The organism is Serratia rubidaea, assembly GCF_016026735.1.
Taxonomy (GTDB): Bacteria; Pseudomonadota; Gammaproteobacteria; order Enterobacterales; family Enterobacteriaceae; genus Serratia_B; species Serratia_B rubidaea.
The window spans coordinates 4,764,320-4,784,273 of record NZ_CP065640.1 but is presented as its reverse complement, the minus strand read 5'-3'; the positions used below and the strand labels follow the sequence as shown (position 1 = coordinate 4,784,273).

The window sequence follows — 19,954 nt, the reverse complement described above, 5'->3', positions numbered from 1 at the left end:
AAAGCCGTCAGCCTAAACGAATCTTAAACAAAGCCGATTGCAACGCATTCCAGTCGGCGTCCGCGCTGTGGATCAATTCAATGCGGCTGTCCAGCGGCGGCGCAGGACGGGTTTCAATACTGAGATCCTGCCCCTGGCGGTTGATCACCAGCGTTCCTTCGGCAATGCGCACCACGCCTTTGGCGCGGTCGACCGGCGCCAGGCGGATCCACTCCATCATGCCGATGGTGTCAAACTCGGTATCGCCGTCAAAAATCCAGCCGCAGGCGGTGTAGCCTTGCCCCTGGTTCAGCGCCCGACGCCAGCGCGAGTTGGACGGCAGGCGCAGTGCGGCCAGCCCCTGGGGCGCGGCGTGCGCATGATGATGCTGTCCGTCGGGCAGTTCCGCGTGGTTGGTGCGCGGCAGGTCGAGCAGCGCGACGTCCATCTGTCCGCGTTCAATCTGGTAGACCGGCCGACCGGCGGCGGCGTTTTCCTGCCAGCTTTGCAGCGCGTCGCGGTCGGCCGCCTGCCAGACGTCGCTTTTGTTCGCCATAATCAGGTCGGCGGCCGCCAGCTGATCGCGGAAGTTTTCATTGTCGCGATAGCGTGCTTCCCGCAGCTGGCGGGCATCCAGCAGGCAGACGGTGGCGCGCAGATCGATCCAACCGCCGTAGGTGTCCTGCGTCAGCAGCGACAGGATCTGCTTCGGATGGCCAAGGCCGGTGGGTTCAATCAGCAGCCGGTCGGGTTTGGCCTGCTGCAGCAGCATATTCAGCCCGACCTGCATCGGCAGCCCGTTGACGCAGCACATGCAGCCGCCGGGGATCTCTTTCAGTACGGCGCCGGAGTCGGCCAGCAACGCGCCATCAATGCCTATTTCACCAAACTCGTTGACCAACACCGCCCAGCGCTCATTTTCCGGCTTGTTCGCCAACAGGTGACGGATGGTGGTGGTTTTGCCGCTGCCGAGGAAGCCGGTGATCAGGTTGGTTTTCGTCATAAATATATTCCTGATGTTAATTTATTTAACAGTTCAATTATTGAGCATTATTGATGGGATTATCACTGACTCTCCCGGACACGTGTGCTGAATCACAAATCTTGCAGATAAAAATGCGCCTTTCTGGTTTCAAAATCCATCTTGCGATACAAGAAATTTCCTAAGGAAAATCACTATGTTCAGTGCGGTCTTTGTTGTTATTAGCTTGTTTTTCTTCTGTTAATTGAGCAAGCACTCAACAAATGTGGCATCTGTTCTTGAGATTACTCCTAGGTATATCCCCTATGTTTAAATTGGCTTAATAAAAATATGAGGTGGCCATGAATACCCATAGGTTTATCACTGTCGTAGGCGCATTGTGTTTATGGATGATGGCCGGCCATGCCGGCGCGCTCGGCGGCACCGTCCGCTTTATTGGCGCAGTGGTGGAGAGCCCTTGCGAGCTGAATATTACGGCAACGACGGCGCAGACGGAATGTTATCGCAATGGGCGTCACTATCAAAGCCAGCAATACACCTTGCCGAACTTCGAGACGACGCGCAAAGAACTGCCGCAGCATTTGGGTACGACGGAGATTCGCTGGGTGGACCAGCAACAGCAACTTGCCATAATGACGATAGATTATCGTTAACCGCCGGCCATACCGGGCGCGGTTGCCCGGCATGGCCGATCGTTCTGCTTATTAGTTACTGACCCACTCCTGCACCGTCTGACGCGCGCCGCGATCGCGCAGCGACAGATAGGCCTGCGTCACCGCCGCGACAAACGCCGGATCCTGCGGCAGCGCCTCGCCAAAAATGGCGTTGATCGCCAGCAGCTGACGCACCCGCTGCTTGTCATCCGGCGTGCTGGCGACCACCTGCTGCAGAGTGCTCAGCATCGGGTCGCGAATATCTATCGGCTGCCCGGCGTCGTCGATGCCGCCGACGTAACGCATCCAGCCCGCGACGCCCAGCGCCAGACCGCTATACTCGCCGCCGTGCGCCAGGTGCCAGCGCACGGAGTCCAGCATGCGCTGCGGCAGCTTTTGCGAGCCGTCCATGGCGATCTGCCAGGTGCGGTGCTGCAGCGCCGGGTTGCTGTAACGCTCGATCAGCTGGTCGGCATAGGCGGCGAGATCGATGCCGCTGACGCTGAGCGTCGGCGCCTGTTCCGCCAGCATCAGCCGGCGGGCGGCCTGACGGTAGTTGACGTCCGTCATGCAGTCGTTGATGTGCTGATAGCCGGCAAGATAGCCGAGGTAGGCCAGAAATGAGTGGCTGCCGTTCAGCATGCGCAGCTTCATCTGTTCGAACGGCAGTACGTCGTCCACCAGCTGTGCGCCGGCGATCTCCCACGCGGGTCGACCGGCAACGAAGTTGTCTTCCACCACCCACTGAATAAACGGCTCGCAGGCGATGGCGCACTCGTCCTCGACGCCGCCCAGCGCCGCGGCGATTTCATCCAGCGTTTCCGGTGTGGCCGCCGGCACGATGCGGTCGACCATGGTGCTGGGAAAGGTGACCTGCGCTGCGATCCAGGCGGCCAGATCGGCGTCGCGCGCCTGCGCCAGATCGATCACCGCATGGCGCACCACGCGGCCGTTTTCCGGAATATTATCGCAGGACAATACGGTAAACGGCGGCAGCCCGCGCTGGCGACGCAGGCGCAGGGCTTCCACCAGCAGGCCGGGCACGCTGCTCGGCTGGTCGGGGTTGGCCAGATCGGCGCGGATGGCCTGATGCTGCAGGTCCAGGCGTCCGCTGCCGGGTTCAATACAGTAGCCTTTTTCGGTAATGGTCATGGAGACGATCGCCACCTGCGGTTCGGCCAGCTTTTCCAGCACCGCCTCTACGCCTTCCAGTTTGCGGTGGACGCTGTCATGCACCGCGCCAATAACGATCGCCTGATTACCGGCGGCGCCTTTTTCCAACACCGTATAGAGGTGGTCCTGCCGGCGCAGCGTTGCAAACAGCTTGTCGCCGCTGAACTGGCTGATTTCACACAGCCCCCAGTCGCCGCCCTGACGGTTAAGCACCCGGTCGGTCAGTAATGCCTGATGGGCGCGGTGAAACGCGCCGAAGCCGATATGGACGATGCGGCTGCGCAGGGCGCTGCGGTCGTAGCTCGGCTGTTGGACATCGGCGGGAAGCGGCTGGTTGGCGATCGTGTTCATGCAAAGCTCCGTAGCAAAGTAAATGGCTGGCCGGCGGCGGAAAAGCTATCAGACCAGTTGGCCGTGCGTTATCGGTAAGGCCGCGTGCGGACGGCATCGCATTCAGAGTGCCATAGCCGCCGCGGCGACGTTAGTCATTACGCCGCTGTCATGGCAAATAAAGCGCGAAGCGTGAGATGGATCAATCAAACGAAGTTTGCATTTTGACAGCCGGCGGCGAAAGAGTAAGTTAAAGATGAATGACATCTATCGCAAGTTGGTATAACAACATTCTCTGAAATATGCGATCTGCCTCACCACAGGCGATCGGCAGGCGCAATAATAAGGATACGGTATGGAACAGACGTGGCGTTGGTACGGGCCGAATGACCCGGTTTCTCTGGATGATGTGCGTCAGGCGGGCGCCAGCGGCGTGGTGACGGCGCTGCATCATATCGCCAACGGCGAGGTGTGGCCGGTTGACGAGATCAAGGCGCGCCAGGCGCTGCTGGCGGAGAAGGGGCTGGTCTGGTCGGTGGTGGAAAGTATCCCGGTGCATGAGGATATTAAAACCCAGCGCGGTGACGCCGCGCGCTACATCGCCAACTACCAGCAGTCGCTGCGTAATCTGGCGGCCTGCGGCATTGATACCGTGTGCTACAACTTTATGCCGATCCTCGACTGGACGCGCACCGATCTGGCGTATCAGCTGCCGGACGGATCCAAAGCGCTGCGTTTTGATCAGATCGCCTTCGCCGCCTTCGATCTGCATATTCTGCAGCGCGCCGGTGCGGAGCAGGATTACAGCGCCGATGAACAGGCGCAGGCGCAGGCGTATTTCGCCGCGATGAGCGAGGCGGAGATCGCCAAACTGACCGGCAATATTATCGCCGGTTTGCCGGGGGCGGAGGAGGGCTACACCCTTGAGCAGTTCCGCGCGCGTCTGGCGGAGTATGAGGGGATTGATAAAGCGCAGCTGCGGCAGAATATGGCTATCTTTCTGCGGGCGATCGTGCCGGTGGCGGAAGAGGCGGGGATCCGCCTGGCGGTGCATCCGGACGATCCGCCGCGGCCGATCCTCGGCCTGCCGCGCATCGTTTCCACCATCGAGGATATGCAGTGGCTGAAGGAATGCGTCGACAGCATTTATAACGGTTTTACCATGTGCACCGGCTCCTACGGCGTGCGCGCCGATAACGATCTGGTCAAGATGATCGAAACCTTCGGTGATCGCATTCACTTCACCCACCTGCGCGCCACTTGCCGCGAAGAGAACCCGAAAACCTTCCATGAGGGAGCGCACCTGCAGGGCGATGTCGATATGGTGGCGGTGATTGAGGCGATTCTGAACGAAGAGCAGCGGCGACTGCGCGCCGGCGACCGCCGGCCGATCCCGATGCGTCCGGATCACGGTCATCAGATGCTGGATGATTTACGCAAGAAAACCAACCCCGGCTATTCGGCGATCGGTCGTCTGAAAGGGCTGGCGGAGATCCGCGGCGTGGAGCTGGCGCTTAAACGGCGTTTCTTCCCGGAACTTTTGCCGTAAAAGCGCGGGGGGGAAACCTAAAGGATTTCAAGTCGCAGCAAGGCGGCAAGTCCGCGAATCCCCGGGAGCTTACATCAGTAAGTGACCGGGGTGAACGGACGTAGCCAACGACGCTGCGGCTTGAAAGACGCAGGGTTTTTTAGTCGGCGCGGCTCATGTAGCGACGCTCGGCAATATGAATTCTGATCTTGTCGCCGTTGCTCAGATACTCCGGCACGTGGATCACCAGGCCGGTGGCCATGGTCGCCGGTTTGTTGCGCGCGCTGGCCGATGCGCCCTTGATGCCCGGTGCGGTTTCGACGATTTCCATATCCACGGTCTGCGGCAGCTCCAGCGCCAGCACCTGGCCGTCCAGCGTCAGTACCTGCATGCCCGGCAGGCCCTCTTCCGGAATAAACAGCAGTTCGTCTTCGATCTGCTCTTTTTTGAAGATATACGGCGTGTAATCTTCCTCATCCATAAACACGTACTCTTCACCGTCGATATAGGAGAAGGTCACCTTGCGGCGCGACAGCGAGATGGTGTCGAGGATGTCGTCGCCCTTAAAGCGCTCTTCCACCTTCAGCCCGGTGCGCACGTCGGAGAAGCGCATTTTGTACAGCGTGCTGGCGCCGCGGGCGCTCGGGCTCTGCACGTCGATATCTTTCACCAGCAGCAGTTTGCCGTTGTGGCTGATCGCCATGCCGCGTTTAATTTCGTTAGCTCTTGCCATAAAAATAAACCTGTTTACGAGGAGTCTTGGGAGGTGGCGACACGTTACTCGCGCCGCGGCGTTCAGGCAAGTAGCGCGCGTGAAAATAAACGCGGATCAAGCGGGACGGCGCGCCGTCCCGCAGGCGGGATTATTTAAATACCGGCAGCATGCCCAGCAGCGCCAGACAGTGCGCGACGGCGTTAATCAGGCCGAACAGGATGATAAAGGCAATCATGCCGCGGCCGCCGGGGGCGCGATAGTCGGACTGCGGGAAACGGCGGCGGCTGGCGCGCGCCATCAGCGCCGGCACGATCACCGCCCACACCGTCGCCGCCAGGCCGGCAAAGCCGATGGCGTACAGGAAGCCGTTCGGGAACAGCAGGGCGGCCAGCGTTGGCGGCGCGAAGGTCACCAGCGCGCTTTTGGCGCGCCCGCAGCCGTCGTCGCTGAACTTGAAAAAGTCGGCGATATAGTCAAACAGGCCAAGCGATACGCCAAGGAACGAGCTGGCCAGCGCCATATAGGAGAACGCGTTCAGCAGCTGGCTGACGGTCTGGCTGCTGCTGTTGCCCATCTGTTTCAGCAGGCTGCCGATATTGCCGCCTTCGGCGATCACCTGTTTAAAGGCCTCGCGCGCGATATTGCCCTGAATGACATACTGCCACAGGATATAAATCGCCAGCGCCAGCAGCGTGCCGTACACCAGGCTGCGCACCACCGCGCCGCTGTCTTTATGGTAATACTTCACCAGTCCCGGCACGTTGCCATGATAGCCGAACGACGCCAGCAGATAGGGCAGCGCGGCCAGCGCATACGGCAGATAGCTGGCGTCGCTGTTGTGCAGATCGAACAGCACCGTCGGCTGCACCTGGGTGAACATATTGCCGACCGACAGCGCGAAGCTAATGATCATGCCGCCGATAAGAATGGTGCTGAGCCGGTCAACGGCGCGCGTCGACAGCCAGACGATAAACGCCACCAGGATGGCGAATACCAGGCCGGCGCCGGTCTGGCCCACGCCGAGGCTGCTCGCCAGGGTATGGGCGATAATCGAGCCGCCGGCGGAAATATAGGCGTAGGTCAGAATATACAGCACGAAGGCGATCGACAGGCCGTTGATGCTGCTCCAGACGTTGCCGAGCAGATCCTTGACCACGGTGTGAAAACTGGCGCCGGCCGGATAGTGCAGCGTGGCCTCCAGAATCATCAGGCCGGAAATCAGCATACAGGCCCAGGTATAAATCAGCAGCGCGACCGAGCCGCTGAACCACACGCCGGAAGTGACAATCGGAATCGAGAACATACCGGCGCCGACGGCGGTGCCGGCAATGATCATGGCGCCGCCGAGAACGGAGGGGCGGGAAATTTTCTGGATGCTGTCCGCAGACATGGTGGCTCCTGGTGTGGCCGTTTAGCGCGTTGGTTCTTTTGTACTAGCGTGATGGTACGTGGTGACGCGGTGCATGTAAAGGGCTTATTACGCATAAAGAGTGCATGATTAGCCGATAACCTGTTGTTATCTTGCACAACCCGACGAGTCAGCGGCGGTGCCGCCGCGATCGACCTGACGTCGCCGCAGAATAAAACCCCGGGGCCGGTATCGTTGCCGCGCCGCTTCTGGTATCGTCGCGCCTTTACCGTTACCGGGAGTTGCGTATGGAATGTCGTATTGATTGTGGGGCCTGCTGTATCGCGCCTTCCATATCCAGCCCGATACCGGGCATGCCGGACGGCAAACCCGCCAATACCCCCTGCATCCATCTGGATGAGCGGCTGCGCTGCGGGCTGTTCCACTCTCCGCTGCGCCCGAAGGTGTGCGCCGGCCTGCAGCCCAGCCGCGAGATGTGCGCCGACAGCCGGGACGAGGCGCTGATCTATCTTGTCTGCCTGGAGGCGGAAACCGCGCCTTAATCCGCAGATAAAAAACGGGACGCCGTCGCCGGCGCCCCGTGATGCGTTTCCCGCTAATCGTGCATCAGGCGCCGGCCGGCACCGCGTGGGCGGTGTTCTGCAGCGCTTCCCCCTGATACTTCTCGATCTCCAGCTGCGCCATCTGGCCGCAGTTGCCCTGCGCCAGGCTGGAAGTGCCGATATCGAACGTCAGGCAGTTGACGTTGCCGTTCTTGCAGATGGAGCCGGGCTGCGACGGATCGGCCGGATCGAACCAGGCGCCTTCGCTGATGCGCACCGCTCCCGGACGAACGTCCTCGCTGACCAGCGCGCCGACCAGGATCTGGCCGCGATCGTTAAAGGCGCGCACCAGATCGCCCGGGCTGATGCCGCGCGCCTGGGCGTCCTGCGGGTTGATCATGATCGCCTCACGATCGGCCACGGCGAGCTTCAGGCGCAGCGGCGTATTATCGAGCTGCGAGTGCAGGCGGTTGGCCGGGTGCGCGGTGTTCAGCGACAGCGGGTATTTCTCTGCCTCCGGTCCGCGATACCACTCGTGCGGCGGCATCCAGCTCGGAATGCCGCGGCAGTCCTGATAGTGCATCTTGGCGATGGCGTCGGAGTAGATCTCTATCTTGCCGGACGGCGTGCCGAGCGGGTTCAGCAGCGGGTTTTCCCGGTAGTCGGCAAAGCGCACCCACTGGGTGTTGGCCTCCGGCACCGGGAAGCGCACGTAGTTGTTGGACTGCCAGAACATATCGAACGGCGGCAGGGCCACGCGGGCGTTGCGCGCCTGCTGCTTCATATCGTCATACATGCCCTTCAGCCACTGGGTTTCGTCTTTCCCTTCGGTAAAGGCGTCCTGTACGCCCAGCTTGGCCGCCATGGCGGCGAAGATATCAAAATCGTTGCGCGCCTCATGCTGCGGCGGCACGCACTGGTGCATCGGGAACACGTACAGCTGCGAGTAGTCGCCGCCCATTTCGAGGTCGTTACGTTCATAGCTGGTGGTGGCCGGCAGTACGATATCGGCATATTTGGCGGTGGCGGTCCAGTAAGGCTCGTTGACCACGATGGTGTCCGGGTGCTGCCAGGCCTTGATCAGGTTGTTGGTGTCCTGATGCTGGTGGAAGGTGTTGCCGCCGGCGACGTACACCATTTTCACTTCCGGGTAGGTGACGTCCGCGCCGTTGAACTGGATGGTTTTGCCCGGGTTGGCCAGACAGTCGGCGATGCGCGCCACCGGGATCGGCGTCGGCGAGTTGCGCGGCGCGTTGCCGGCGGAGATCCCGGCGACGATGCCGCCTTTGGCCGTCGGGCTGCCGCCGGAGGAGTAGTGGTAGCTGAAGCCGAAGCCGCCGCCCGGCAGGCCGATCTGGCCGAGCATCGCCGCCACGATCACCAGCAGCCAGTGCTGCTGCTCGCCGTGATGCTGGCGCTGAATGCCCCAGCCGCCCATGATCATGGTGCGGTTGCCGGCCATATCGCGCGCCAGCTGGCGCAGCGCCTCGGCCTCCACGCCGCAGATATCGGCGGCCCAGTCGGCGGTTTTGGCAACGCCGTCGTCGTCGCCCAGCAGGTAGGCGGCGAATTTGTCGAAGCCGACGGTATAGGTATGCAGGAAGTCGGCGTTATGCAGCTTTTCCGTCAGCAGGGTATGGGCGATGCCGAGCAGCATCGCGCCGTCGGTGTAGGGACGCGGGGCGAGCCACTGCGCATTGACGAATTTGGCGCTGTCGTTGTGCACCGGATCGATGCTGATAACGCGGGTGCCTTTCTTCTTCAGCGCGGCAAAGCCGGTCTGGCCGTAGTGATCCGGCACGTTCCAGCTGTTTTTCAGCGTCACCATCGGGTTGCAGCCCCACAGGATCACCAGCTGGCTGTGCTCCACCACGTTCGGCCAGGCGGTCTGCTGCTCATAAACCTCCATCGAGCCGACCACGTGCGACATAATCACCTGCGCCGCGCCGGTTGAATAGTCGCCGGCGTAGCCGAGGAAGCCGCCGGTCAGGTTCATCAGCCGCTGCAGCAGCGTACGGCTGTTGTGCAGCATGCCGACGCTTTTCCAGCCGTAGGAGCCGGCGTAGATTGACTGCGGGCCGTGGTCCTTCTGCAGGCGGGTGATTTCGCCGCACACCAGCTCAATCGCCTTCTCCCAGCTGACGCGCACCCACTGGTCATGGCCGCGCAGATCGGTGCGGCTGCCGGGGCCGCCTTCCAGCCAGCTTTTGCGCACCATCGGATATTTCACGCGGTTTTCCGCATGCACCTGATAGGGCGCCATGGCGATCAGTTCGTTCGGGTAGGGATCGTCTTTGACCGGCTGGACGCCGACCATTTTGCCATCCTGAACGATGGCCTCAAAGGCGCCCCAGTGGGCGCCGGTCAGAATGCCTTTCTGCGCCTGACGCAGCGCCGTAAACTGCGGCAGCGCCTGGCTGACGGCCTGCGCCAGCGCGGATTTCGGCCACAGCCCTGCCAGCAGCGGGGCGGCGGCCAGCGCGGCGGCGCCGGTCAGGAAGCGGCGACGGCTGAGGGTTAACGGTTGCTGTAAATATTTGCTCATCTTCGCATCTCCCTTAAGACTTGGCCGCCGGCGGCATATCGCTGGCGTGTTTCTGCACGTACTGGGTCAGCACGCGTAACTGTTCCTGCGTTAACGACGTACGCGGGGCCATGCCTTTGATCACGCCGATCCACTGGTTGGCGTTGAAACGGTCAAGGGCGGTCAGACCGTGGCAGCCGGTGCAGTTGGCCGACATCATCTCTGCGCTGTAGCGCCAGATTTTTTGTTGATCGTCAATCAGCTGCTTGCGCGGCAGCCAGACCTGCAGGGCAACCTGATGCCAGACCAGGCCGGTTTCCGCATCGGTCAGGGTGTCGCCGGTAGTCAGCTGTTTGCGCGCCTCTTCGCCCAGCAACACGCTGAGGATGCGTTTGCCCTGGGCGGCGTAAAACACTTCGCTGACGCCGTCCTGCTGCCAGCCGTCGACGCGGGCCAGCACTTTGTCGCCGTCCTGTTTGAGCACGTGCACCTCGGTGGACGGCATCAGGTTGCCGGCGTTGTGGCTATCCTGCGGCTGCAGGAAGAACGGCTCGGTGGCGATGGTGTACAGCGTGGTGGCGTTCGGCGAGCTTGCCGCCGCGGCCTGCGCCAGCTCGGCGGCGCCGGCCTGGGTAGCGCCGCTCATATCGGGCAGAATGTGGGCGACGCCCTTGTGGCAGTCGATGCAGGTTTCGCCCTGTTTGATCGCCACCGGGTGCTGCAGCCGTGCTTCCGGGCGCTGCGCCGTGATGTCCATGGCGTCAAAGCTGTGGCAGGAGCGGCAGGTGGCGGAATCATTTTCCTTCAGGGTTTTCCAGACCGACTGCGCCATCGCCAGCTTATGCGCCTCGTATTTTTCCGGCGTGTCGATTTTACCGGTCATCTCACCGTAAATATCTTTCACCGCGCGGATCTTGGTCCATAAATAGTCAAGAGGCTGATGCGGTACGTGGCAGTCGGCGCATTCGGCGCGGATGCCTTTGGGGTTCTGGAAGTGCACGCTGCCCTGATATTCCGCCAGGGGCTGCTGCATGCTGTGGCAGGAGACGCAAAATTCGCTGTCGCTGGTTTTATGGAACACGGTGGCGGTGGCGGCCAGCAGCGCCGCCCCCAGCACGATGCCAAGCAGCAACAGCCATAGCCATCCCCACCGGCGCCGTTTTTCATGGTTCGTCAGTTTTTTGCTCATAGATAAGCCCGCTTATAATGATGAAATGCCCGATAACACGTGAAACCGGCTCTGCGGCCGTTATAACCGCGTAATTATAGAGGGTATCGTCAAAGTCACCTAACACATTAGGGTTATTAGCGGCAAAAAAGTGACATTTCCAGAAAAAAACGGCGCTATATTCTCTGGTATATCACGCTGTTGTGAACATCGGTGACGAAGCAGGTGGCGGGGGCATCACACATTTGTTGCCAAAGCGTGATGCCGGCGATCAGCGCGCGGCGTGGTAGGGCAGTTGGTGCCGCCAGAGGTAGATCGCCATGCGGCTGGCTTCAAAGTGGGGCTCGGGCAGCGCTTCCGGCCGGCACCAGCGCCATTCGGCACACTTTTCCGGCTCTTTCAGCACGGCTTCACCGCCGGGATGCGTCGCGATCAGGCAGACGGACACGGTGTGTTTGCCTTCTTCCCGCCAGGTCTGCAGGTTGTTGCACACGCCGACGAACTGCGGCGGGGCGATCTGCAGCCCGGTCTCTTCCGCCACTTCGCGCTGGGCGCAGCGCTCGAAGCTTTCACCGGCTTCCAGATGGCCGCCGGGAATTGACCAGTAGGGGGCATGTTTACCACAGCGTTTGCCCACCAGTATTTCTCCCTGCGGGTTGACGATAATCACCCCGACGCCGGTTAACACCGCCATGCTTTTCTCCTTCAGCTAAACTTCAGCAATCTGTCTTTTCCGCCCGTTCGCGCGTGCGGAGCGAGGGGAAAATGTGCGTAACCTCAAAAATCTATCATATCAAAAGCGGCAAAGCTTGCTTTCAGCTATGGCGCCTCACATAGTGATTGAAACGTTTCAGCGTTATCGATCCGATGCTTCGCGACAGATAGCGCTCCTTTTTCTCAATAAAGCTGAAACGATTCAATTCAGCAGGAGAGGAGAACCATGTTCCAGTTGTCACAGCAAGACATCCATCTGGGCGCCGCCGCCGGCGGCAAACAGGATGCCATCCGGCAGGTGGCGGCCGCACTGACCGAGGCCGGCTGCGTCAGCGCCGCCTACGTTGACGGCATGCTGCAGCGCGAGCTGCAGACGTCCACCTATCTGGGCAACGGCATTGCCATTCCGCACGGCACCACCGACACGCGCGATCTGGTGCTGAACACCGGCGTGCAGGTCTTTCAGTACCCGCAGGGCATCGAGTGGGGCGAGGGCCAGACCGCTTATGTGGTGATCGGCATCGCCGCGCGTTCCGATGAGCACCTGGCGCTGCTGCGTCAGCTGACCCATGTGCTGAGCGACGACAGCGTGGCGCAGCAGCTGGCGCAGACCACCAGCGCGGAAGAGCTGCGCAGCCTGCTGATGGGTGAGAAACAGGCGGCGGAATTTCAGTTCGACGCCTCGCTGATTGCGCTGGACGTTAACGCCGACAGCCTGATGACGCTGCAGGCGCTGAACGCCGGTCGTCTGCAACAGATTGGCGCGGTGGATGCGCGCTTCGTCAGCGATGTGATTACCCGCAGGCCGCTGAACCTGGGACAGGGCATCTGGCTGAGCGACAGCAACGACGGCAACCTGGGCAGCGCGGCGACGGTCAGCCGTCCGGCGCAGGCGTTCAGCGAAGACGGCGAGCCGGTGGCGCTGCTGCTGACCGTGGCGGTCGCCGACGCGCAGCCGCTGACGGTGCTGAACTACCTCAGCGATCTGCTGCTGGCGAACAAAGCTGAACGCCTGCTGAAGGCGGATGCAGCCGGGGTGCTGGCGCTGCTGACCAGCGAGGTGGCGGAAGAGAGCGAAGTGCTGACCGCGGAATATGTGATTCGTAACGAACATGGCCTGCATGCCCGCCCGGGCACTGCGCTGGTGAATGTGATCAAACAGTTTAACAGCGATATTACCGTCACCAATCTGGACGGCAGCGGCAAACCGGCCAACGGCCGCAGCCTGATGAAAGTGGTGGCGCTGGGGGTGAAGAAAGGCCATCACCTGCGCTTTAGCGCCAGCGGAGAAGATGCTGAAGCGGCGCTGACGGCCATTGGCGAAGCCATCAGCAGCGGACTGGGCGAGGGCGTGGCATGAGCAGAAGAGTAGCAACCATTACGTTAAACCCGGCTTACGATCTGGTGGGCTTTTGCCCCGAGATTGAGCGCGGCGAAGTCAACCGGGTGAAAACCGCCGGTCTGCACGCCGCCGGCAAAGGCATTAACGTGGCCAAGGTATTGAAGGATCTGGGCATCGACGTCACCGTCGGCGGGTTCCTCGGCAAAGATAATCAGGACGGTTTCCAACTGCTGTTCAGCGATCTGGGCATTGCCAACCGTTTCCAGGTGGTGCCGGGGCGCACCCGCATCAACGTCAAGCTGACGGAAAAAGACGGCGAAGTGACCGATTTTAACTTTTCCGGGTTTGAGGTATCGCCGCAGGACTGGGAGCGTTTCGTCTCGGATTCCCTGAGCTGGCTCGGCCAGTTCGATATGGTGGCGGTCAGCGGCAGCCTGCCGGCCGGCGTGGCGCCGGAAGCCTTTACCGACTGGATGACCCGCCTGCGCGCCCAGTGTCCGTGCATCATTTTCGACAGCAGCCGCGAGGCGCTGGTGGCCGGGCTGAAAGCCGCGCCATGGCTGGTGAAGCCTAACCGCCGCGAGCTGGAGATTTGGGCCGGCCGTCCGCTGCCGACGCTGAAGGATGTGGTGGAGGCGGCGCATGCGCTGCGCGATCAGGGCATCGCCCACGTAGTGATTTCCCTCGGCGCCGAAGGGGCGCTGTGGGTGAACGCCTCCGGTGAATGGATCGCCAAGCCGCCGTCCTGCGAAGTGGTCAGCACCGTCGGTGCCGGCGACTCGATGGTCGGCGGGCTGATCTACGGCCTGCTGATGCGTGAATCCAGCGAGCATACCCTGCGCCTGGCGACCGCGGTCGCCGCCCTGGCCGTTAGCCAGAGCAATGTAGGCATCACCGACCGTCCGCAGTTGGCCGCGATGATGGCGCGCGTCGACCTGAAACCTTTTAATCAATAGCAGGAGGCAGAATGAAAACGCTGCTGATCATTGACAGTTCCCAAGGGCAGGCGCGCGGACATCTGGCGCAGCGCATGCTCAGCGCTGCGGCGGCCAAGGCCGGCCTGCAGTTGGTTGACGCACCGGCGGAGGCCGAGTTGGTGGTCGTCGCCGGCGCAGCCGTGCCGGCGGACGAAGCGCTGAGCGGCAAGGCCGTGTATCTGGGCGACGTTGAGCACGCGGTGCGCGATGCCGACGCCTTCCTGGCGCAGGCCAAACGCGACGCGGCGCCGTATCAGGCGCCGGCCGTAGCGCCGGCAGCGGCAACGGCTGCGACGCCGGCCGCCGGGCCGAAACGCATTGTGGCGGTGACCGCCTGCCCGACCGGCGTGGCGCACACCTTTATGGCCGCCGAGGCGATTGAAAGCGAAGCGAAAAAGCGCGGCTGGTGGGTGAAAGTGGAAACCCGCGGCTCCGTCGGCGCCGGCAACGCTATTACGCCGGAAGAGGTGGCCGAGGCGGATCTGGTGCTGGTGGCCGCCGATATCGAAGTGGATTTGGACAAGTTCGCCGGCAAGCCGATGTACCGCACCACCACCGGACTGGCGCTGAAAAAGACCGCGCAGGAGCTGGACAAGGCGCTGGCGGAGGCGGAGGTGTTCCAGCCGTCGAAAAGCGGCGCTGCGCCGGCCGCGGCGAAGAAAAAAGAGAACAACGGACCGTATCGTCATCTGCTGACCGGGGTCTCCTATATGCTGCCGATGGTGGTGGCGGGCGGCCTGTGTATCGCGCTGTCCTTTATGTTCGGCATCAAGGCCTTTGAAGAGAAGGGCACTCTGGCGGCGGCGCTGATGCAGATCGGCGGCGGTTCAGCCCTGGCGCTGATGGTGCCGGTGCTGGCCGGCTATATCGCCTTCTCCATCGCCGACCGTCCGGGCCTGACGCCGGGCCTGATCGGCGGCATGCTGGCGGTCAGCACCAACGCCGGCTTCCTCGGCGGGATTATCGCCGGTTTCCTGGCGGGCTATGTCGCCAAGGCCATCAGCGGCAAACTGCGTCTGCCGTCGAGTATGGAAGCGCTGAAGCCGATCCTGATTATTCCGCTGTTTGCCAGCCTGATCACCGGCCTGGTGATGATCTATGTGGTCGGTACGCCGGTCGCCAGAATCATGGAAGGCCTGACCCACTGGCTGCAGTCGCTGGGTACGGCGAATGCGGTACTGCTGGGGGCGATCCTGGGCGCGATGATGTGCACCGATATGGGCGGCCCGGTCAACAAGGCGGCTTACGCCTTTGGCGTAGCGCTGCTGAGCTCCTCCGTCTATGCGCCGATGGCGGCGATTATGGCGGCGGGCATGGTGCCACCGCTGGCGATGGGGCTGGCGACCCTGCTGGCGCGGCGTAAATTTGACAAGTCGCAGCAGGAAGGCGGCAAGGCGGCGCTGGTGCTGGGGCTGTGCTTTATCAGCGAAGGGGCGATTCCGTTTGCGGCGCGCGACCCGATGCGCGTCCTGCCGTGCTGCATCGCCGGCGGTGCGCTGACCGGCGCGCTGTCGATGATGTTCGGCGCCAAGCTGATGGCGCCGCACGGCGGCCTGTTTGTGCTGCTGATCCCGGGAGCGATTTCACCGGTGCTGATGTACCTGCTGGCGATTGTCGCCGGTACGCTGCTGGCGGGCGTGGGCTATGCGCTGGTTAAACGCGCCGACGCGACGGCGCCGGCGGAAGCCTGAGCCACACATCGGCAGCAATAAAAAACCGGAGCCTTTGGCTCCGGTTTTTTTATCCCCGCGCCCGGCTACTGCTGGGCTTTCAGCCAGGCGATCTCTTCCGCCCAGATATCCGGATTGACGGTTTCGAGGATCAGCGGAATATTATCGAAGCGCGCATCGCGCATGATATAGCTGAACACCGTTTTGCCGATATTGCCTTCACCCAGGCTGTGGTGACGGTCGACGCGGCTGTTGAACTCGCTTTTCGCATCGTTCAGGTGCATGCCGCGTAGGTAGTTGAAGCCGACGACCTCGCCCAGCTGCTTAAAGGTGTGTTCGCACGCCTCTTCACTGCGCAGGTCATAGCCGGCGGCGAAGGCGTGGCAGGTATCAATACAGACGCCCACGCGGCTTTTGTCTTCCACGCCGTCGATAATCGCCGCCAGATGCTCGAACTTAAAGCCCAGGTTGCTGCCCTGGCCGGCGGTGTTCTCAATCACCGCGGTCACGCCTTCGGTCTGATCCAGCACGATATTGATGGATTCGGCAATGCGCGCCAGACACTTGTCTTCATCGATCTGCATCAGGTGGCTGCCGGGGTGGAAGTTCAGCAGCGTCAGCCCCAGCTGTTCGCAGCGCTGCATTTCGTCGAGAAACGCCGCGCGGGACTTCTCCAGCGCTTCCGCCAGCGGGTGCCCCAGGTTAATCAGATAGCTGTCGTGCGGCAGGATCTGCCCCGGGCCGTAGCCATAACGCGCGCAGGCGCTTTTAAACTTATCAATAACCTCGGCAGACAATGGCGCTGCTTTCCATTGACGCTGATTTTTGGTGAACAGGGCGAACGCGGTCGCCTCCAGTTCGTGTGCGCGGATAACCGCCTGATCCACGCCGCCTGACGCGCTGACATGTGCACCGACAAACTTCATTTGCAATCTCCTGTGTTAACCCCGCGCCGGCTGCTGCCGTCTCCTGAACGAAGCGGTCGAACCTGCGAGGGTATCGCCTGGTCATTATGGCATTGATGGGCGGCGGTTTGAATGGCGGGAAGCGGGCAGGCCCGAATGACGGGCCTGCAAGGGGGGAGATTAGAACAGATGTTGCACGGCCTGGTTAATCACGCCGCCGCCGACAATCAGCCAGATAAACAGCAGGGTCGCCAGCAGAATCGGTTTGACCCCCGCCTGACGCACGGCGCTGATATGGGTGGTCAGGCCCAGCGCCGCCATTGCCATCGCCAGCATCCAGGTGTCGGCGGTAATCAGCTGCTGCACCAGCGCGGCCGGCAGCAGGTTAAAGGAGTTGAACCCGGCGACGGCGATAAACAGCACGGCGAACCACGGGATGGTGATGGCGGACTTTTCCGCTTTGCCGGCGCCGCTGCCGCGGCTGATATAGCCTGACAGCAGCAGCAGGAACGGGGCCAGCATCATCACGCGGATCATTTTGGCGATCACCGCGGCGTTTTCGGCGTCCGGGCCGATGGCATGGCCGGCGGCCACCACCTGCGCCACCTCATGAATGGTCGAGCCGGTATAGATGCCGAAGGTTTCCTGATCGAACGGCAGCCACTGGTACTGCAGGTTTAAATGATACAGCCACGGGTAGGCGAAGATCGCCAGCGTGCCGAACACCACGACGGTAGAGACCGCCACCGCCACCTTGCTGGACTCGGCTTTCAGCACCGGCTCGGTGGCCATCACCGCCGCCGCGCCGCAGATGCTGCTGCCGGCGCCGATCAGCATGGCGGTCTGGCTGTCGATGCCGAACACCTTTTTACCCAGCCAGCAGGCCAGCAGAAAGGTGCTGCTCAGCGTCAGCGCATCGATCACAATGCCGGTGGCGCCGACGTCGGCGATTTGCTGAAAGGTCAAACGAAAGCCGTACAGGATAATACCCAGCCGCAACAGGCGCTGTTTCGCCAGCTGTACGCCGGCGTGGCAGCTTGGCTGCAGCCAGGGGTACAGCGTATTGCCCACCACGATGCCGAACAGGATCGCCAGCGTCAGCGCGCCGAGGCCCAGCCCGGCAATCCAGGGCACCTCGCCCGCCCAGATGGCGAGCGCGGTCAGCGCGGCGGTCAGCGCCAGCCCGGCCAGCAGACGCGGCAGGCCGAATAACGGAAAGCGCCGTTCGGGGTAGGTTGTTGTGGTTGTTTCAGTCGCCATTGCTCAAATCCTTTCTCTCATTTGCTGCGGACAAGAGTAGGGCGTGGCGCTATAAAAGAGAAATTGATTATATGGTTATAATTAATCTGAATAAGTGGTAAATAAAAAGGGCCGCACGATGTGCGGCCCCGGTTGCTGCCCCGGACTACGGGGAAAAGAAGTGATGCGTATTGAGCTGTTCGACAATCCCCTTCGCGACGTAGTTTGCTCCGCTCAGGGTGAAATGGCCGTAATCGAAGGCGGCAGGCTGGCCGCTGGTGGTCATTTCCAGGCAGCGATCCCCCGGACAGACTAAATCGTAAACCGAGATGTAGTTGGTTTTCATCGAACTAGACAGGGCTTTGAGTTCACTGTCCATCAGTTTACGGCTTTTTACGACGGAGCGGCTGGCCAGCGCCGGATCGCCATTTTCCTGATAGGCCAGCAGTTCCGGCAGCGGCCCTTTATACTCGACGGTCGGCCCCAGGATGTAGAAGTTTTTGGTGTGCTGCTTCAGGTAGTTGATAGTCTTGATCAGCGCCGGTTTGTCGTATTCATTCCAGCGTGCAGAGACGATAACGCCGTCGATCTTATGCTTGATAAGCAACTCTTTGTAGACATAGTCCATAATGGCGGTGCAGCGGTTGCTGAACTTTTGTTCGGTGACCGGTTTGCAGCCGGAAGCGGTGGCCTGCATCAGGTTGACGTTTTCGCCCGCCGCCAGGCTGATGGCGCGCCACAGGTGGGCGCCATGGCTGTCGCCAATTAACACAAAATTCTTCTTCGTGTCGGACAGTTTCAGGCAGTGCTCTTTACTGTAAGTGCCCGATGCGCCGACTTCGCCATTAATAAAGCATTCGCCAAAGCGGTACTGGTAATTGTACTCATCGGTGGTGCGGTAATTAATGTAATCGGCAATTTTTAATGAGTTCTCGGAGAAACTGCCGTTGTCATATTGCCAGTAGCCGATGACTGACGTCAGCGAGGCGGCAAGCACCACGCTGGCGGCCGAGGCGGTAACAATACGTTTTGACGGCACGTTTTTCAGCTTATAGCGGAACGGAATTTCGATCAGATAGCGGGAGGCGATTGCCAGAATAAAGGTGCTGGAAAGCACCAGCAGGCTTTTCTGCCACAGCGCGCCGTCAAACAGGATATTGGTATAGACGATAATCGGCCAGTGCCAGAGATACAGGCAGTAGGAGATCATGCCAATATAGACAATCGGCTTGAACGCCAGGATCTTGTTGATAATGGCATCACGGCCGGAAAGAATAATCAGAAATGCACCCACGCAAGGGTAAAGGGCATTATACGACGGGAATTTTTTGGTGGTGTCCAGCCACAGGAAGCCAAATACGATCAGCGCCAACCCCAACAGACTCAAGCCGTGGCGGGTTGCGGATTTTTTCAGCAATGCGGACTGCTCCAGTCCACCCACCGCCAACAGAGCGCCGAGCGCCAATTCCCAGGCGCGGGTCGGCAGCATATAAAATGTCATGCTTGGCTGGAACTTCAATCCCAGCAGGCTGAGCATAAATGAGCCGATGATAATCAGCACAATCATCAGCGTGGTGCGGTTGCGGAAGAATTTTAATGCGGTAAACAGAATAATCGGGAACAGGATATAAAACTGCTCTTCAACCGCCAGAGACCAGGTATGCAACAGCGGTTTTAATTCTGCCGGCCCGTCGAAGTAACCGGTTTGGCTAAAGAAGAAAAAGTTGGAGGAAAATAACGTGGTGGCCAGTGCGCTTTTTCCCAGTTCGGCGACCTGCACGGGAAGCAGTATATGGTAACCGATAACCAGCGTGACGAGTAAAACGACGAATAATGGTGGGAGAATCCTTAAGCTGCGGCGTTTATAAAAGTCTACGTAGGAAAAGTCACCCTTAATATATTCCTGAAAGATAATGCCGGAAATTAAATAGCCGGATATTACAAAAAATATATCAACACCGGTAAATCCGCCGGGAATGCCGGGAAATCCCATATGGTATGCGATGACCGGCAGAACGGCGAGCGCCCGTAACCCGTCGATATCTGCTCTATATTTCACAATCCCACCTAAAGTAAGCAAAATGATGCGAAAGTATAAGCAAATCGTTAACATTATTTGAAGGGCGCTACAGCCGATTGAGCGT

Annotated in this window: 16 protein-coding genes; 6 read left to right on the top strand and 10 right to left on the bottom strand. The window is 60.7% G+C overall.

Annotated features, from left to right (window positions below):
- Positions 1–7 precede the first annotated feature (7 nt).
- A complete protein-coding gene (locus I6G83_RS22515; protein ID WP_054304728.1) occupies positions 8–982 on the bottom strand; it encodes a CobW family GTP-binding protein in 975 nt (324 codons plus the stop codon).
- 320 nt (positions 983–1,302) lie between these two features.
- On the opposite strand from I6G83_RS22515, the gene I6G83_RS22510 reads away from it, so the two are divergent.
- Positions 1,303–1,614, top strand: coding sequence for a fimbrial protein (locus I6G83_RS22510; protein ID WP_054304727.1), 312 nt, complete (start codon positions 1,303–1,305; stop codon positions 1,612–1,614).
- Between the two features lie 51 nt (positions 1,615–1,665).
- Here I6G83_RS22510 and I6G83_RS22505 read toward each other — a convergent pair whose 3' ends face one another.
- On the bottom strand, positions 1,666–3,138 hold the full coding sequence (locus I6G83_RS22505) for a mannitol dehydrogenase family protein (protein ID WP_054304726.1): 1,473 nt from the start codon (positions 3,136–3,138) through the stop codon (positions 1,666–1,668).
- A gap of 334 nt (positions 3,139–3,472) precedes the next feature.
- Here I6G83_RS22505 and uxuA point away from each other — a divergent pair, with 334 nt between their 5' ends.
- Positions 3,473–4,666, top strand: coding sequence for a mannonate dehydratase (uxuA, locus tag I6G83_RS22500; RefSeq protein ID WP_054304725.1), 1,194 nt, complete (start codon positions 3,473–3,475; stop codon positions 4,664–4,666).
- 139 nt (positions 4,667–4,805) lie between these two features.
- Here the strand turns inward: uxuA and yeiP are convergent, their stop codons facing one another.
- Positions 4,806–5,378: an elongation factor P-like protein YeiP gene (gene yeiP, locus I6G83_RS22495; RefSeq protein ID WP_054304724.1), complete on the bottom strand. Its 573-nt coding sequence runs from the start codon at positions 5,376–5,378 to the stop codon at positions 4,806–4,808.
- 130 nt (positions 5,379–5,508) lie between these two features.
- Positions 5,509–6,750, bottom strand: coding sequence for a tryptophan permease (gene mtr, locus I6G83_RS22490; RefSeq protein WP_054304723.1), 1,242 nt, complete (start codon positions 6,748–6,750; stop codon positions 5,509–5,511).
- A gap of 266 nt (positions 6,751–7,016) precedes the next feature.
- Here mtr and I6G83_RS22485 point away from each other — a divergent pair, with 266 nt between their 5' ends.
- Complete coding sequence (locus I6G83_RS22485) at positions 7,017–7,271, top strand: YkgJ family cysteine cluster protein (RefSeq protein WP_054304722.1); 255 nt, start codon at positions 7,017–7,019, stop codon at positions 7,269–7,271.
- A gap of 64 nt (positions 7,272–7,335) precedes the next feature.
- Here the strand turns inward: I6G83_RS22485 and torA are convergent, their stop codons facing one another.
- The 3 genes from torA to I6G83_RS22470 form a co-directional block, all read right to left on the bottom strand.
- Positions 7,336–9,816 (bottom strand): trimethylamine-N-oxide reductase TorA, encoded by a 2,481-nt coding sequence (gene torA, locus I6G83_RS22480; protein WP_054304721.1) that lies wholly within the window; start codon positions 9,814–9,816, stop codon positions 7,336–7,338.
- Between the two features lie 13 nt (positions 9,817–9,829).
- Entirely contained in the window at positions 9,830–10,984 is a 1,155-nt protein-coding gene (locus I6G83_RS22475) for a NapC/NirT family cytochrome c (protein ID WP_054304720.1), read from the bottom strand.
- A gap of 250 nt (positions 10,985–11,234) precedes the next feature.
- Positions 11,235–11,657: a nucleotide triphosphate diphosphatase NUDT15 gene (locus I6G83_RS22470; RefSeq protein WP_054304719.1), complete on the bottom strand. Its 423-nt coding sequence runs from the start codon at positions 11,655–11,657 to the stop codon at positions 11,235–11,237.
- Between the two features lie 246 nt (positions 11,658–11,903).
- Here I6G83_RS22470 and fruB point away from each other — a divergent pair, with 246 nt between their 5' ends.
- The 3 genes from fruB to fruA are packed head-to-tail and all read left to right on the top strand — an operon-like array spanning position 11,904 to position 15,687.
- The gene (gene fruB, locus I6G83_RS22465) at positions 11,904–13,037 is read left to right on the top strand and encodes a fused PTS fructose transporter subunit IIA/HPr protein (protein WP_054304718.1); all 1,134 of its coding nucleotides are present in this window, start codon (positions 11,904–11,906) and stop codon (positions 13,035–13,037) included.
- Positions 13,034–13,975: a 1-phosphofructokinase gene (gene fruK, locus I6G83_RS22460; RefSeq protein WP_015673053.1), complete on the top strand. Its 942-nt coding sequence runs from the start codon at positions 13,034–13,036 to the stop codon at positions 13,973–13,975. Before fruB ends, fruK begins: the two co-directional genes overlap by 4 nt.
- Before the next feature lie 11 nt (positions 13,976–13,986).
- A complete protein-coding gene (gene fruA, locus I6G83_RS22455; RefSeq protein ID WP_061322739.1) occupies positions 13,987–15,687 on the top strand; it encodes a PTS fructose transporter subunit IIBC in 1,701 nt (566 codons plus the stop codon).
- A 65-nt stretch (positions 15,688–15,752) separates the two neighbouring features.
- Here the strand turns inward: fruA and nfo are convergent, their stop codons facing one another.
- From nfo to I6G83_RS22440, 3 genes are all read right to left on the bottom strand, one after another.
- Positions 15,753–16,592: a deoxyribonuclease IV gene (gene nfo, locus I6G83_RS22450; protein WP_054307589.1), complete on the bottom strand. Its 840-nt coding sequence runs from the start codon at positions 16,590–16,592 to the stop codon at positions 15,753–15,755.
- A 159-nt stretch (positions 16,593–16,751) separates the two neighbouring features.
- Positions 16,752–17,831, bottom strand: coding sequence for a YeiH family putative sulfate export transporter (locus I6G83_RS22445; RefSeq protein WP_054307588.1), 1,080 nt, complete (start codon positions 17,829–17,831; stop codon positions 16,752–16,754).
- A gap of 145 nt (positions 17,832–17,976) precedes the next feature.
- Positions 17,977–19,923 carry an acyltransferase family protein gene (locus tag I6G83_RS22440; RefSeq protein ID WP_232238937.1) on the bottom strand — a complete coding sequence of 649 codons (1,947 nt, stop codon included), beginning with the start codon at positions 19,921–19,923 and terminating at the stop codon, positions 17,977–17,979.
- Positions 19,924–19,954 lie beyond the last annotated feature (31 nt).

What these genes read in the sequence shown, in the direction of transcription:
- I6G83_RS22515 (WP_054304728.1), bottom strand. Translation starts at nt 982, where the DNA reads ATGACGAAAACCAACCTGATCACCGGCTTCCTCGGCAGCGGCAAAACC.
- I6G83_RS22510 (WP_054304727.1), top strand. Translation starts at nt 1,303, where the DNA reads ATGAATACCCATAGGTTTATCACTGTCGTAGGCGCATTGTGTTTATGG.
- I6G83_RS22505 (WP_054304726.1), bottom strand. Translation starts at nt 3,138, where the DNA reads ATGAACACGATCGCCAACCAGCCGCTTCCCGCCGATGTCCAACAGCCG.
- uxuA (WP_054304725.1), top strand. Translation starts at nt 3,473, where the DNA reads ATGGAACAGACGTGGCGTTGGTACGGGCCGAATGACCCGGTTTCTCTG.
- yeiP (WP_054304724.1), bottom strand. Translation starts at nt 5,378, where the DNA reads ATGGCAAGAGCTAACGAAATTAAACGCGGCATGGCGATCAGCCACAAC.
- mtr (WP_054304723.1), bottom strand. Translation starts at nt 6,750, where the DNA reads ATGTCTGCGGACAGCATCCAGAAAATTTCCCGCCCCTCCGTTCTCGGC.
- I6G83_RS22485 (WP_054304722.1), top strand. Translation starts at nt 7,017, where the DNA reads ATGGAATGTCGTATTGATTGTGGGGCCTGCTGTATCGCGCCTTCCATA.
- torA (WP_054304721.1), bottom strand. Translation starts at nt 9,816, where the DNA reads ATGAGCAAATATTTACAGCAACCGTTAACCCTCAGCCGTCGCCGCTTC.
- I6G83_RS22475 (WP_054304720.1), bottom strand. Translation starts at nt 10,984, where the DNA reads ATGAGCAAAAAACTGACGAACCATGAAAAACGGCGCCGGTGGGGATGG.
- I6G83_RS22470 (WP_054304719.1), bottom strand. Translation starts at nt 11,657, where the DNA reads ATGGCGGTGTTAACCGGCGTCGGGGTGATTATCGTCAACCCGCAGGGA.
- fruB (WP_054304718.1), top strand. Translation starts at nt 11,904, where the DNA reads ATGTTCCAGTTGTCACAGCAAGACATCCATCTGGGCGCCGCCGCCGGC.
- fruK (WP_015673053.1), top strand. Translation starts at nt 13,034, where the DNA reads ATGAGCAGAAGAGTAGCAACCATTACGTTAAACCCGGCTTACGATCTG.
- fruA (WP_061322739.1), top strand. Translation starts at nt 13,987, where the DNA reads ATGAAAACGCTGCTGATCATTGACAGTTCCCAAGGGCAGGCGCGCGGA.
- nfo (WP_054307589.1), bottom strand. Translation starts at nt 16,592, where the DNA reads ATGAAGTTTGTCGGTGCACATGTCAGCGCGTCAGGCGGCGTGGATCAG.
- I6G83_RS22445 (WP_054307588.1), bottom strand. Translation starts at nt 17,831, where the DNA reads ATGGCGACTGAAACAACCACAACAACCTACCCCGAACGGCGCTTTCCG.
- I6G83_RS22440 (WP_232238937.1), bottom strand. Translation starts at nt 19,923, where the DNA reads ATGTTAACGATTTGCTTATACTTTCGCATCATTTTGCTTACTTTAGGT.